Origin of the sequence: Corynebacterium sp. H113, assembly GCF_037572315.1 — a bacterium.
Classification (GTDB): domain Bacteria; phylum Actinomycetota; class Actinomycetes; order Mycobacteriales; family Mycobacteriaceae; genus Corynebacterium.
This window is the reverse complement of the sequence record NZ_JBBHKZ010000002.1, coordinates 775,400-789,716: the sequence shown is the minus strand read 5'-3', so window position 1 is coordinate 789,716 and position 14,317 is coordinate 775,400. Positions and strand designations below refer to the sequence as shown.

Genomic DNA, 14,317 nt, shown 5'->3' with positions numbered 1-14,317 from the left:
GATGTCAGCTCTATGCCTAGTGCAACGTCCAAATACCGCTTCGATCTCGATGGTCTCCGTGGCATCGCCATCGCCCTTGTCGTTGTATTTCACGTCTATGTCGGCAGAGTTTCGGGTGGAGTCGATGTGTTCTTGCTGCTCTCGGGATACTTTTTCCTCGGCGCGCTAGTCCGCAATGCACAGAAACCTGAGCAATCGATCAATCCATGGTGGTCAATTTGGAGAACGTTACGACGGCTCGCCCCCGGGCTGCTTGTCGTTCTTGCAGCGACCACGATCGCGGCTTTCACGCTTGCACCGACGCTGATAGAGGGCCGGAACGCGAAGCAGCTATTCGCATCGATTCTGTATTACCAGAATTATCAGCTGGCCCGGCACGGTGCCGACTACGCTGCGGCTGCTGACGACACCTCACCATTGCAGCACTTGTGGTCGATGTCTGTACAGGGACAATTCTACCTGGCAGCCATTCTGATCATTTCCGGTCTGGCATGGTATCTCCAACGTAACCTAACCACCGCAGCCTCTCGACTAGCGTCAATTCTTCAATGGATCCTTCTCGCAATCACTTTGGCATCATTTGGCTGGGCATGGCACCTGCATCTCACTAACCAAGCCTTTGCCTATTACTCCACCGGCGCACGACTGTGGGAGCTCTGCCTAGGCGGACTGCTCGTACTCCACCAATCACGACTCACGGTCTCTTCCACAGCTTCACGAATTCTTGCGCCATTGGGCCTCGTAATGGTGATTTCCACTGGCTTCTTTTTCGACGGAGGTCAGCTCTTCCCCGGCCCGTGGGCACTATGGCCGCTACTTGGTGCGGCCTTCGTGATCATCGCAGGTGGACAACCCGGCTTCACGACACGAGTCCTGTCCTCACCACCGATGCTCTTCTTCGGCGAAATCGCCTACGCCCTGTACCTCTGGCATTGGCCGCTACTCATCATTGCGACAGTCTTTTTCAATCAAGCCGAGCCATCGTTCGCGGTTGGCACGGCAGTCATCGTCGCTTCCCTCGTGCTGGCGTGGTTCACTAACCGGTACGTCGAAAAGCCGTTGGCTCAACGACGCCGACGCCCACGCAAAGATGAAGATGTCGTAGCGGAAGCAACAGCTTTACTGAAAACCTCCGCTGCTTCACGGCGTCGCGCGATGGCTGGTATCGCACTCGCAACGATTGCCGGGTCGATGCTGGTTTTGAAGCCGATTCATGCGTACCGAGTCGAGGTTGCCTCTGCATCGGTGCTCGATAAACGTGATTATCCAGGCATGCTCGAAGTAACTGACGGCGCTCACGTACCGGATGTCAAGAGGATTCAGCCGAATCCTTCTTATATCCGCGACTTGTGGCCACAGCCTGCATTTGATGGCTGCATCACATTGGGTCTCGAAGAAGCTGACAAGGTGATTACCACCAAGCGCTTGACCGACGATTCCCCCTGTGTATACGGCGATGTCAATGGTGACAAGACGATGGTTCTAGTCGGAGGCTCACACAGTGAGCACTGGTTCTCCCCTCTTGATGCGGCTGCGAAGGAAGCTGGTTACCGACTCGTCATCATTCTTCGCCAGGGCTGTCCACCAATGATGAGCCCTATTGAAGGAGTCGGAGACATTTGCATTGAGTGGACTCATGCTGTGCTCGACTACCTAGACACCATTGATCCAGATGTTGTAGTAGCCACATCATCGCGCCCCGGTTCCGAATTGACTGACTACATGCCCTCCGGCTACCAGGAGTTTTACCAGGAAGTTCTGGCACGTGGACCACGCGTCATCGGTATTCGAGACACCCCCTGGGCATATGACACCAACGGGGAGTCCTTCTCACCGACGAAGTGTCTGATCCACCCACGATCCACCCCGACGATGCCGGAATCCGACTCGTCGCTACACACACCGTGTGACATTCCCCGTGTACTCGTCATGAGTCCCGAAAACGAAGCAGACTACGTTTTCGCCGACGAGCCACGAGCTCTTTCACTCGATTTCACCGATGAGTTTTGTGACGATCAGCGCTGCCGTGCCATCATCGGAAACACCTACGTCTATCGCGACGACAATCACATTTCCAATGAAATTGCTGAGAGCCTATCGAAGGAAATGACACGTCGTCTCCTGCCATTCCTCAACGAGGCATAACTCCTCGGTGCCGACTCGCGCACGGTAAACACACAAAAAGCCACTCCCCCTTTTTCCAAGGGAAGTGACTTTTCGACGACTCGTCGTCAGGCGGGCGTTACTACTTGTTGCCCTTGCCGAAGTCTAGCTGGGACAAATCGATGTCCTCCATGCCTGGAGGCATCTGACCCTTCATCTGCTTTTGTAGCTCTGCAAGGTCTGGCATTCCCTGCCCACCAGGCATTCCTGGCATGCCGCCCATTCCCGGCATGCCGCCCATTCCCGGCATGCCACCGCCCATGCCCTGACGCATTGCCTTTGGTGGAGTTGGGCCACGACCCTTGCTGCGGCCCTTCTTGCCCTTGCGGCCCTTCTTGTTCTTACGATTCGATGGGCGTCCACCAGGCATTCCGAACTGACCGGCCATGTGGCTCATCATCTTCTTCGCTTCGAAAAAGCGCTCGATTAGCTGATTGACCTCGGAGACCGTCACGCCTGAACCATTAGCGATTCGCTTGCGTCGCGATGCGTTCAGGATCTTTGGATCTTCGCGCTCTTGTGGGGTCATACCGCGGATGATTGCTTGGATACGATCCAGCTGCTTCTCGTCCACCATGTCGGCCATTTCCGACATCTGGGAACCGCCTGGGAGCATCTTTAAGATGTTGCCAATTGGCCCCATCTTGCGCACCATCATCATCTGCTCGAGGAAGTCATCGAGGGTGAGCTCACCACTACCGATCTTCTGGGCAGTCTTCTGCGCCTGCTCCTGATCGATCTCCTTGGTGGCAACTTCCATCAATGTCTTGAGGTCGCCCATGCCGAGGATGCGACTCGCCATACGGTCAGGGTGGAAGACATCGAAGTCTTCCAGCTTTTCGCCCGTCGAAGCGAACAGAATTGGCTTACCCGTGACCTCACGAATCGACAGTGCAGCGCCACCGCGTGCATCGCCGTCCAGCTTGGTCAGTACAACACCAGTGAAATCGACACCGTCACGGAAGGCCTTCGCTGTTTCCACAGCGTCTTGGCCGATCATGGCATCGATGACGAAGAGGACTTCATCTGGATTAATCGCTTCACGAATATCAGATGCCTGCTGCATCAACACTTCGTCAATACCGAGTCGACCAGCGGTATCCACGATGACAACGTCATGTCGATGTTGACGAGCGTAAGCCATACCACGGAACGCAGCATCGACCGGACTGTCCTGCGATGTACCCATCTCATGGGTGGAATCCACTGCAGTGCCGGGGAATGGGGCGAAGCACGGTACTCCAGCTCGCTCAGCTACGATTTCGAGCTGCTGAACGGCACCCGGACGCTGCAAGTCACATGCAACCAAGACCGGGGTATGCCCCTGGCCCGAAAGGTACTTAGCCAACTTACCAGCCAACGTCGTCTTACCCGCGCCCTGCAGGCCGGCAAGCATGATGACGGTCGGCGGATTCTTGGCAAGATTGAGCCGACGAGTTTCGCCGCCCAGAATCTCGACAAGCTCCTCATTGACAATCTCAATGACCTTGTTCGCAGGATTGACGGTCTGGGTTTGAACGACTTCGTTAGCGCGTTCCTTGATTCGCTTTACGAAAGCTCGAACCACCTGCAGCGAGACGTCAGCTTCGAGCAGCGCCAAACGGATTTCGCGGGCAGTGGCATTGATATCAGCTTCAGTAAGCTTGCCCTTTCCCCCCAGCCCCTTGAGGGCGCCGGTCAAGCGGTCGGACAGTGACTCAAACAAAATTTCGCTCCCAGTAAGTACAGCAATCTGGCACAGGCCGTCAGTAACCTCCCCAGACTACCTGGTGACGGTCCGAGAAAACAGCTAGCACAGGCTGCACGCAGCCTACATATAGGCCGGTGGCAATTCGTCGCCGCTGTCAGACGAAATCGCTCCTGAAAATTCGCCCCCGCCGATACTTCCCGCACTCGTGTGTCCTGCCTCTACTGGATTAAAGAAAAGCAATTGCTACGAAGTTCAGCGAAGCGGGCTCCCCTTCAAATACTGAAGAACAAAAATAATCATGGCAAGCATTTCAATAGTTAATTAGAATTGACATTGGTAGCGAACATAGCGCCACCTTTCACGCCCCTTAGCAGAAAGTACAAAGATCATGAAAAAGACCTCTTCGGTTGTAGCGGCAGGTGTCCTCGCACTCGGCATGATGGCCGGGGCAGGTGCCTCATTTGCTCAGATTCCAGAGCCTTCCCCGGAAGAGTGCCCTCCAGGTCAGGAATGGAGCATGACCGGTGGTGCGCACTGCGTTGATATCGCACAGCCTCCTGCAGAAGACACCAAGCCACCTGCAACGGACAACAACGATGGTATTCCAGCTCCTATCGAGGACACGGCGTTGTGCCCAGATGGCTCCCCTCGTGACATGAGCAAGGATCTCAATGGCGACGGAGTCTTCGGCGACTGCCCATCTGATGCACCAGCTCCAAAGCCATCCGAGTCAGAGAAGCCAAAGCCATCGGAAACGGATAAGCCAAAGCCTTCCGAATCCGAAAAGCCAAAGCCATCCGAGTCGGACAAGCCAAAGCCTTCCGAATCCGAAAAACCAAAGCCATCCGAGTCGGACAAGCCAAAACCATCGGAATCCGAAAAGCCTGGCGACGCTACCAAGAAGCCAGCAGACAAGACGGAAAAGAAGGAAACCAAGGACGTCAAGAAGTCCGGTGACTCCCTGCCTGTAACTGGTGTCGCAGTAGGTGGCCTGGCAGTACTCGCACTTGGCCTTGGTGGTGCCGGTGCTCTGGCAGTACGTTCCTCCCGTAAGAAGAACTAGTGAGCACATGGCCTAACTAGCTCCTAGTTGTTGACATGCAATGGAACCCGAGCAGTGTAGCAATGCACCGCCCGGGTTCTTCTGTCACTGGAAGTTTGCTTTTAGGCTGTCGCCTTCTTCGTCGCTGCGATTGTGACAGCCATTAAATTGCGTCGCGACCTCGTTCGCCGGTGCGCACCCGAATAACCTCTTCAACAGGTGTTATCCACACTTTGCCGTCGCCGATCTTCCCGGTACGTGCAGCGTTCACTATCGCCTCGGTGGCGTCGGCTACCTGCGCATCATCGACCAAAACCTCAATCCGGGTCTTTTCGACGAACTCGGCAACGTAGGCTGCACCGCGATAGATCTGTGTTTCACCTCGCTGCTGCCCTACTCCTTGAGTTTCTGTCGCGGTCATACCGACGACACCAATTTTCTCCAGCGCCTCCTTGATATCGGTCACCGTAAATGGCTTCACTACTGCAGTAATGAGTTTCATGAATTTCCTTTGTGCGACGTCACAATCTATGTACGAATATCTGGGCCAGTGGTGTCATATGCCAATTCTCCATGGAGGACAACGTCAATACCTGTGGCTTCATGATCGTCATCAACTCGCCAACCCATCGACCATCTCAAAGCGAATCCAATTGCGAGTGTGAACGCGCCCGCAAAAACCACAGCGATAACAGCGATGAGTGTCTGAATAATCAGCAGCTTCAGCCCAACAAGGCCTCCACCCATCAATAGGCCATCGTGCCTCGCAAAAAGACCGACACCTATAGTCCCCCAGATAGCTGCAATCAGGTGCAAACCAACTACATCTAGAGTGTCATCGAAACCGAACTTGTACTTGAGGCCGACTCCCCAACCAACAAGCATGCCACCAATTAACCCCAACACGATCGACGTCATGGGGGTCAAAGCTCCGGCTGCAGGTGTGATTGCGACGAGCCCTGCCACCACTCCCAACGCTGCGCCGAGCGAAGTGGCATGACCATCTCGAAGCCGTTCAAGACCGAGCCAACCGAGCATTCCGGTACTAGCCGCAACAGTGGTATTTAGCCATGACAATCCGGCCAACCCATTTGCCGCGAATGCAGAGCCTGCGTTGAATCCAAACCAACCGAACCACAGCAACGCGGTACCAACCATGACCAACGGCAGATTATGTGGTCGATGTGGCGTCTTCATGAAACTCTTGCGCTTGCCAATCAGTAGCACCAGAGCAAAAGCGGCTGCTCCCGCTGAGATATGAATAACAGTGCCACCAGCAAAATCGATCGGCTCAATTACTGCCTCTCCATTTTCACTACCGAACAGCAGCGCTGATAGTCCCGACTTGCTGCCAGATAGAAAATCCACCACCCCACACCATGTGGGACAACGGGAAATACACGAGTGTTTCCCACACTGCGACGAAAACAAGCCAGGTACCGAACTTCACTCGTTCTGCTAGTGCTCCTGAAATCAACGCTGCAGAAATTCCTGCGCATGCAAGCTGGAATCCAATATCAATGACATTCGCGTAACCATGTGTACCAGTCACGTAGTTGCCACGATCATCAACAATGGCGTCTTTCATTCCAAAAAGCTCAGCTGGATTTGCGAAAATTCCGCCGAAAGACTGATGCCCATACGACATGGAACAGCCCCACAACACGTAAATGATGCCGACGGCGCCGATCGCGCCGAAGCTCATCATCATCATCATCATGTTCAATACAGATTTTTGACGTGACATTCCTCCGTAGAAGAAGGCCAGTCCGGGAGTCATAAGCAACACAAGCGATGCTGCCATGAGCATCCACGCGGCATTTCCTGAAGTGCCGCTGACGCTTTCAACTGTCACAACGGTGACCTCTTGCTCCCAATTCACAATGAACGAGATAAAGCTAGCGGATCTGCTACTTGGAGCAAAGGGGCAATTTTTCACAGTGACGCTGCATGGGTCGTCGCAAAGCAAAAGTGCGTGCGTGTTGCCCTACTCCACGCCGACATCGGTCGGAGCGGGGGGTAGCAATCATGCACGCACTTAGTGTTACGCAAGCACCCTAGGCGCTAGTTGTGGGTTCCCAACAATGCGTCCACGAATCCGGCTGGCTCAAACGGTGCGAGATGGTCCGCACCTTCGCCCAAGCCGACAAGCTTGACGGGTACGCCGAGTTCACGCTGCACCTGGAACACAATGCCACCCTTCGCGGTGCCATCGAGCTTGGTGAGTGCAACACCGGTGATATCGACAACATCGCGGAAAGTACGAGCCTGAGTCAAACCGTTCTGGCCGACCGTCGCATCGAGAACCAAAATCACTTCGTCCACACGGCTGCGCTTCTCGACGACGCGCTTGATTTTGTCCAACTGATCCATCAGGCCGGTCTTGGTGTGGAGGCGCCCAGCAGTGTCGACGATAACGACATCTGCCTGAGTATCAATGCCATGAGCCACCGCATCGAAAGCAACTGATGCTGGATCCGCGCCCTCTGCGCCACGAACAGTCTCTGCCCCGACGCGACGACCCCAGGTTTCCAGCTGGTCCGCGGCAGCGGCTCGGAAGGTATCCGCAGCACCGAGTACCACCTTGTGCCCCTGTGCAACCAAAACTCGAGCAAGTTTGCCCGTCGTCGTAGTCTTTCCAGTGCCGTTAACGCCAACCACCAAAATCACCGCTGGCTTGCCTTCGTGTGGCAACGCGCGAATCGATCGATCCATATCCGGCTGGCACTCTTCAATGAGTACTTCACGGAGCAGCGCACGTGCCTCGGCCTCACTAGAGATACCGCGGGATGCGATCCGCTCGCGGAGCTTTTCCACCACGGACATGGTAGTCGTCGCGCCCAGATCCGCCATGATCAGCGTATCTTCAATTTCTTCCCACGCGTCTTCATCCAAATCGCCTGCGCCCAAAATACCCAGCACGGACTGACCGATCGCATTCTGAGAGCGGGACAGCCGACCGCGCAGTCGGTGAATACGCCCCTCAGCTGGATCAATCTGATCCAGCTCCTGAGCAGCAGCCGGCTCCTGAACAGGGGTCTCCATGACCGGAGCTTCTTGCGCAATCGCAGGCTCCGATACCTCCACTGGAGCCTCGTCAGCGATCTCCGCTTCGTCGAGTTCTACTGATTCCAGCTCTAGCGACTCTTCAACCTCTGCCAATGCGTCCTTGACGTCGTCCTCGGTCGCATCCCCTACGGGTTCCGGTTCAGCTTCTGGCTCTGGCTTGACGACGATACTTTCAGGCTTCTCGACCTCACGCAGCTCGTCCTCGTCAACGACCGAGTCGTCGCGAGTGGTTTCAGTAGCTGGTGGAGTTGGAATCCGTGGTGCATCTGGAATGACCGGTGATGCTGCCTCAGCGGTCCCCGGCCGGCGGATCTCCTGACCTGGGAGTACCTCAGGCGCTTTCTCCTTCGCATCAGAGCTTGCTGGTGCGAAGTTGAAACCACCCTGCGCTTGATAGTTGCCCGACTTTTCAGCCTGTGTCAGCTCTTCAGGCTGCTTCTTCTCTTCGAAAGAAATGGTGTTCTTCTTGCGACGAAGATATCCAGCCACCAGAGCAATGATGATGAGGAGCACTACGACGATCGCAGCGATGAGAATCCATTGGTTAGGCGTCATGAAAACAGTCTTTCAGTTTCTTCGAGAAATATCAGCTCAAGGCCATCCTATTGTTGTGAAACTTCACAACATTTCCTTGGTAGACCCTAGTCGGTGTATTCCGGGTGGTCAGTTCTAGGCGATGCGAACGTTATCTGGAAGTTTGGTTGCCGGGACACGGAGTCGTCGATAAGCCAAGAACAACCCTCCAGCGCCGAAGAGAAGATTGACACCAAGCCCAACGATCCAGATCCACCCAGGACGATTGACTGCTTCGCCCTGGAATGGCTCGTAGGTAGTCGAGCTCGAGTTTTCTCGATACCGTCTCTCAAACTCTTCGCATGTGGACGGCGGATAGTCCGGTGGTGACATCAGTTCGGATAGCCCGTCTCTAATCAATGAGGTGGGAGTGAGCATTCCCTCTTGGATCGGCATTGCATCCGAGACGATGACCAAAGGATTTGGGAACAATAGCCACACGAACGGTCTTGCATCGGTGGTGTATACGACTTCTCTTGACTCAGTGCACGGTATTTTGACGTTCTCTAGATTGTCGTTGAATTCGTAGTCGTGATATCTCTGCCTAGCAACCGTTCGCTCTTCGGATACTTCCATTGCTGGGGTCAGCATCAACATGAGGAAGGGCAATCCAATCACAATCACTGCGACGAAGAGATAGGACAGCATGGTGGAGGCCCCAGTTCGCGGGGTCAACGCCGACAAGCCAAGGCCAACTCCACACACTGCGAGAAGGAGCAGCGCTTCAACAACGATTGCCAACCCCAGGCTCCACCACGGAAAGCCACCGAGTGCAGCCATCCACAGCAGGACCGGAAGACTTGTCACAAGGAAAGCCAGTGCAGCAATCCACGCTGCGAGGAGCTTGCCCAGCACTAAACTCCACGTCGACACCGGTGCTGCTTGCACAAGAGCCAATACTCCGTCACGACGATCGCCGTTGATCGATGTCGCTGTTTGCGCTGGAGAAATGACCAGTCCTACGAGAAGAACAACGAGCAGCGTCGTTCCTGCCACATTGGCCGCGCCCGGCCGCGAGTAGGTTCCTGCAGTGCCACTCAAGTTGGAATCAAAGAAGAAGAGCTGTGCGAACGTCAACGCAAGGAGGACGGCAAACCAGATCCCCAAGGTAATGCGCCAGCGTCCGGATCGAACCCGTTGCTTCAATTCCATCTGAGTCAAAGACTTAATTGCACTGGTCCTTGGCTGCTTCGACTTGGTGGCCTGGGCTGTACTTCCCGTCGACTCAACGGAATCAGGCAGTTGTAGGCTCATCATGCGTCCTTTTGTGTAGTCATATTGAGGTAGCGCGATTCCAGTGACCGAGAACCAAACTGCACAACAGTTACTCCAGCTTGCAGGGCGCTTGACAAGTACCGCGATGCTTCTGTTTCTGGTGCTGTGAACTCAACCTCAGATCCACCAGTTACCGATGAGTCCGTTACTGGTCGGGGTCGCGCAAGTCCATTGGCTGTTGCCCACTCCAGCAGTAGTTCGCTATCACGACTGACTATGCGCCATACCGGCGACGTCCCTGAGGATTCCTGTGCAATAGTTCGACCATCCTGCATCATCACCACGTCGTCCACCATCGCTTCGAGCTCCGGCAGAATATGCGAACTGATCACCACTGTTGTGCCTTGCTGGGCACGACGACGAATGATTTCACGGAGAGTTAGTCGGGACTCTGGATCCATGCCTGAGGCAGGCTCGTCGAGTAGGAGAACCTCAGGGTCATGGACTAACGCTCGGGCAAGCGACAGGCGTTGTTTCTGGCCACGGGAGAGAACTCGGACCTTTCGGTCGGCGAACTCGGATAGCCCGACTTCCTCAAGTAGCTGATGTGCAATACCGAAACCCTGATTCTCTGGAATCCCATAGAGCTCACCGAAGGTGACGAGAATTTCAGTGGCAGTCAGACTTTCCCAAGTACCTACGTGGTCAGGCATCCACCCAATTTTCGCCCGTGCTGCGTGGCCATGTGTCACAGGATTGACCCCAGCAATGCGAATACTGCCAATATCAGGGGCAAGAAGCCCGGCGAGCATCAGCAGCAACGTAGTCTTGCCACATCCGTTAGGGCCAATCAGACCCGTTACGGTTCCCTCACGGATATCAAGGTCAGCGTGTGCGACAGCGACATTTGTGCCGAAGGATCGCCGTACCGCTTGTGCCTGAATAGTCATGACACAACCCTAGGCAAAACGGGAAATCTAACGCCCTACGGAACACTAGTTGTGATTAAGGTCACTCTTGGGAGACGGGCTCGGCGTCCAGTTGAGGTGACATTCGCTGCGAAATCACGCGCGTCACGCCATCGCCCTGCATCGTCACGCCGTACAACACATTCGCGACATCCATTGTCGGCTTCTGGTGCGTGATCACGATGAGCTGGCTCGTCTCGCGCAATTCCTTCAGCAGCGCGATGAGACGTCGCAAGTTGACATCATCGAGCGCTGCCTCAACCTCATCCAAGACGTAAAACGGACTTGGGCGAGCACGGAAAATAGCCACCAACATGGCCAACGTGGTCAGTGACTTTTCGCCACCCGACAGCAAAGACAGGCGCTTCACCTTCTTGCCCGGTGGACGAGCCTCGACTTCGATACCCGTGGTGAGCATGTCATCAGGTTCCGTCAGAACCAGTCGTCCCTCACCACCTGGGAACAAGGTGTTGAACACCTTCGGGAACTCAGCCTCAACGTCATGCCATGCATCGGTGAAAAGCCGGAGAATCGTATCGTCAACTTCTTCCACAACGCCCAGCAGATCTTTACGGGCTCGCTGCACATCATCGAGCTGCGTCGACAAAAATGTGTAGCGTTCCTCCATCGCCTTGTATTCCTCAAGTGCCAGCGGGTTCACGCGACCCAACACGCGAAGATCCTTCTCCGCTTGCTTCAGCTTTGCGACGGTCGCAGCCCTATCAAACTCCTCATCCGGCGTGTAGTCAGCCAGAAGTTCGTCGACAGCCAAACCCAACTGATCAGTGACAGTCTCCTCAGCCTGATTAACCCGGACCTGTGCCTCTGCGCGCGCGAGATCTCCTTGGTGAGCCGAGTCCGTCAGCTTCGCCAGCTCTTGCGACGCTTGGTTCACCTCATTTCGAGCCTGCTGCAGCGCAGCTGATACGAGCTTCTTCTCTTCTTCTTGCTCATCACGATCTGCAGCCGCCCGATCGAGGGAAATGGACACTCGACCCGACAGCGCTTCGGCCAAGTCTGCCACGGTCGCAGCCAATTCGCGTTGCTTAGCTTTACGTAGTTGAGTCTGCTCGTGGCGCGCTTTCGCTGCCCGCTCTGCTACAGCAGCACGGCGCAGTCGATCCGCTTTTCCACGCACACTACCGGCGCGTTCTTCGGCAGTACGCAGAGCCAATCGAGCTTCTGTCTCCATCGCCCGAGCCTGTGCCAGCGCCGCTTGAGTACGATCGCGCTCTTCTGTGGACGGTTCACCTTCGGCAGGGTCATCGTCGATACGCGAAAGCCGGTCGGCTACTTCTTCCAGCTCAGCAGTGAGCTTATCGACGCGACCTGCAGCCTCTTCCCTACGCTCAGTCGCGCGCTGTGAGGAATGCTCGACACTAGCGAGCTGGGATTGGGCTCGGGTACGAGCATCGGACAAGGACTTGATCGTGTGCTCCTGATCGCGAAGTGCTGCGCGAGCTGCAGCCGCGTCAGTGCGACGATCCTCTTCTTCCTGCGTGGCTCCCGACAAAACACCGGCAAGGTCAGCGAGTCGATTCTTAGCCGCTGCGAGGTCCTTTTCTGCCTGCGTGATAGCAGCGGAAATTTCGACGCTCGACTGACCTGACTGTGCTGTGCCTTTCGCAGACCCCTTCTTCTTCGAGCCACCAGTGCGGCCACCCATCACCCAGCCTGGGCCAAACAAGCTGCCATCAGCAGTCACAGCGCGAAGTCGGTTGTCGTTATCGACCACGCTGCGCGCAGATTCAGGGTCCGGGCACAGCACGACGTCGACAAGTAGAGCCGTCATGGATGTTGCCAACGTATCAGGGAACTGCACAGCGTCTAGCGCCCATTGGCAATCAGCGGGAACCTCAACATCGAGGCGCCACGTCGATGCCTGCGACGGCTGCACCACCACTGCATGGCCAGCAGCAGCTTCAGTGAGCTCAGCGATGATTGCATCCGCGTGGGTGTCACCATTAGCTACCAAGGCATCACCGGCAGACCCGAGAGCTGCAGCGATAGCAGTGTCCCAGCCAGGCTCGATAGACAGCAGCTCGGAAATGCTGCCCAACTCAAACTTCTTGCGAAGCCACCCCGCACCGTCTGATGCTGCGGCATCACGAGCCGCCGTCAACGCCTCGATACGCGCCTGGTAACCAGAAATCTCACGTTCCAATGCACGTTCCTGGTTGCGCAATTCCTGCACTCGACGTGTTGCATCCTGTGCTTCGGTTTGTGCACGCTCATGAGATTCGCGCAATTCGGGCACCGCTAGCTCGGCTTCAGCGAGCTCGGCAGCTGCTTCTTCCACCGCTTGCGCTGCATCGGCCCGGCGATCATCGGCTTCGGCGAACTGTTCGTCGAGACGTGTTGCCTCATCGCGCGCCGCCTGTAATCGCGTTCGCACCGACTCCTCCGCAGCAACCAACCGCACAACACCTTCACGACGATCGGCAATCGCCCGCACCGCTGCTAGGTGCTCATGCTCCGCCGCACGGGCTTCTTCCTCAGCTTCAGCGAGCACATCGCGAATGGTCTCCAGCCGTTCGCGAGCCTGCGATTCTGCTTCTGCCAGTACATTTTCTTCTTCGGCAGCGACGTCAGCCCGAGCTTCCAGATCATCGGGGTCTTGACCAGCCCATGGCACCGCAACTGCATCGGCAGCACGGTCAGCAGCAATACGACGGGTCGCACCTACTCGCTCGGACAACGCCGACAGTCGGAACCACAGCTCTCGTGCGGACTCCGCAAGTGGCGTGACGCGTTCCAGCTCGACTTCCAATTCGTCACGGCGCTCGGTCGCGATTTCCAGGCGCATCGTCGCATCATCGACTTTGGCTTGAATAATGCGCGCTTGCTCAGCGACATCGTTCAATGATGCCCGCAGCTCCACCAAATCCGCAGCAGCCAGCCGAAGCTTTGCGTCACGCAGATCCGCCTGCACAGTCTGCGCACGCTTCGCTGCCTCCGCTTGCCGAGCCAGCGGTTTCAACTGGCGACGCAGCTCCGTCGTCAAGTCTGTCAACCTGTCCAAGTTCGCCTGCATTGAGGCTAGCTTGCGCTGCGCCTTCTCTTTACGACGGCGGTGTTTCAGCACACCCGCAGCTTCTTCAATGAAGGAACGCCGTTCTTCTGGGCGTGCTTCGAGAATCTGCGACAAGCGTCCTTGCCCCACGATGATGTGCATTTCGCGACCAATGCCGGAGTCACTCAGAAGTTCTTGGACATCCATGAGGCGGCAGCGGGAGCCATTAATTTCATACTCAGAGGCGCCATCGCGGAACATGCGACGGGTTACCGACACTTCGCGATACTGAATCGGCAGCGCACCATCAGTGTTGTCGATGGTGAGGGTTACTTCTGCTCGTCCCAGTGGTTTTCGACCAGATGTGCCAGCGAAGATGACATCTTCCATCTTGCCGCCACGCAGCGTCTTTGCGCCTTGTTCGCCCATGACCCACGCGAGGGCATCAACGACATTCGATTTACCTGACCCGTTCGGTCCGACGACGGCGCAAATTCCTGGCTCGAATTTTAGGGTCGTCGCTGACGCGAAGGACTTGAATCCTTTGAGGGTCAACGACTTGAGGTGCATATCAGGTCAGGATA

At 55.9% G+C, this 14,317-nt stretch carries 8 protein-coding genes and 1 pseudogene; 2 read left to right on the top strand and 7 right to left on the bottom strand.

Annotated elements, in window-relative coordinates; genetic code table 11:
* Positions 1 to 12 precede the first annotated feature (12 nt).
* Positions 13 to 2,145: an acyltransferase family protein gene (locus tag WG938_RS04730; RefSeq protein WP_339978047.1), complete on the top strand. Its 2,133-nt coding sequence runs from the start codon at positions 13 to 15 to the stop codon at positions 2,143 to 2,145.
* 100 nt (positions 2,146 to 2,245) lie between these two features.
* Here WG938_RS04730 and ffh read toward each other — a convergent pair whose 3' ends face one another.
* A complete protein-coding gene (ffh, locus tag WG938_RS04725; RefSeq protein WP_339978045.1) occupies positions 2,246 to 3,868 on the bottom strand; it encodes a signal recognition particle protein in 1,623 nt (540 codons plus the stop codon).
* Positions 3,869 to 4,241: 373 nt separating this feature from the next.
* Here ffh and WG938_RS04720 point away from each other — a divergent pair, with 373 nt between their 5' ends.
* Positions 4,242 to 4,916 carry a hypothetical protein gene (locus WG938_RS04720; protein ID WP_339978043.1) on the top strand — a complete coding sequence of 225 codons (675 nt, stop codon included), beginning with the start codon at positions 4,242 to 4,244 and terminating at the stop codon, positions 4,914 to 4,916.
* Between the two features lie 142 nt (positions 4,917 to 5,058).
* Here the strand turns inward: WG938_RS04720 and WG938_RS04715 are convergent, their stop codons facing one another.
* The 6 genes and pseudogenes from WG938_RS04715 to smc all read right to left on the bottom strand — a co-directional run bounded on the left by WG938_RS04715 (position 5,059) and on the right by smc (position 14,303).
* Positions 5,059 to 5,397, bottom strand: coding sequence for a P-II family nitrogen regulator (locus tag WG938_RS04715; RefSeq protein WP_339978042.1), 339 nt, complete (start codon positions 5,395 to 5,397; stop codon positions 5,059 to 5,061).
* 26 nt (positions 5,398 to 5,423) lie between these two features.
* Positions 5,424 to 6,750: pseudogene (locus WG938_RS04710) on the bottom strand (ammonium transporter).
* Positions 6,751 to 6,959: 209 nt separating this feature from the next.
* Positions 6,960 to 8,519, bottom strand: coding sequence for a signal recognition particle-docking protein FtsY (ftsY, locus tag WG938_RS04705; protein ID WP_339978041.1), 1,560 nt, complete (start codon positions 8,517 to 8,519; stop codon positions 6,960 to 6,962).
* A 114-nt stretch (positions 8,520 to 8,633) separates the two neighbouring features.
* Positions 8,634 to 9,794 carry an ABC transporter permease gene (locus WG938_RS04700; protein WP_339978040.1) on the bottom strand — a complete coding sequence of 387 codons (1,161 nt, stop codon included), beginning with the start codon at positions 9,792 to 9,794 and terminating at the stop codon, positions 8,634 to 8,636.
* On the bottom strand, positions 9,791 to 10,702 hold the full coding sequence (locus tag WG938_RS04695) for an ABC transporter ATP-binding protein (RefSeq protein WP_339978039.1): 912 nt from the start codon (positions 10,700 to 10,702) through the stop codon (positions 9,791 to 9,793). The genes WG938_RS04700 and WG938_RS04695 overlap by 4 nt, the downstream gene beginning before the upstream one ends.
* Positions 10,703 to 10,763: 61 nt before the next feature.
* Entirely contained in the window at positions 10,764 to 14,303 is a 3,540-nt protein-coding gene (gene smc / locus WG938_RS04690; RefSeq protein WP_339978038.1) for a chromosome segregation protein SMC, read from the bottom strand.
* Positions 14,304 to 14,317 lie beyond the last annotated feature (14 nt).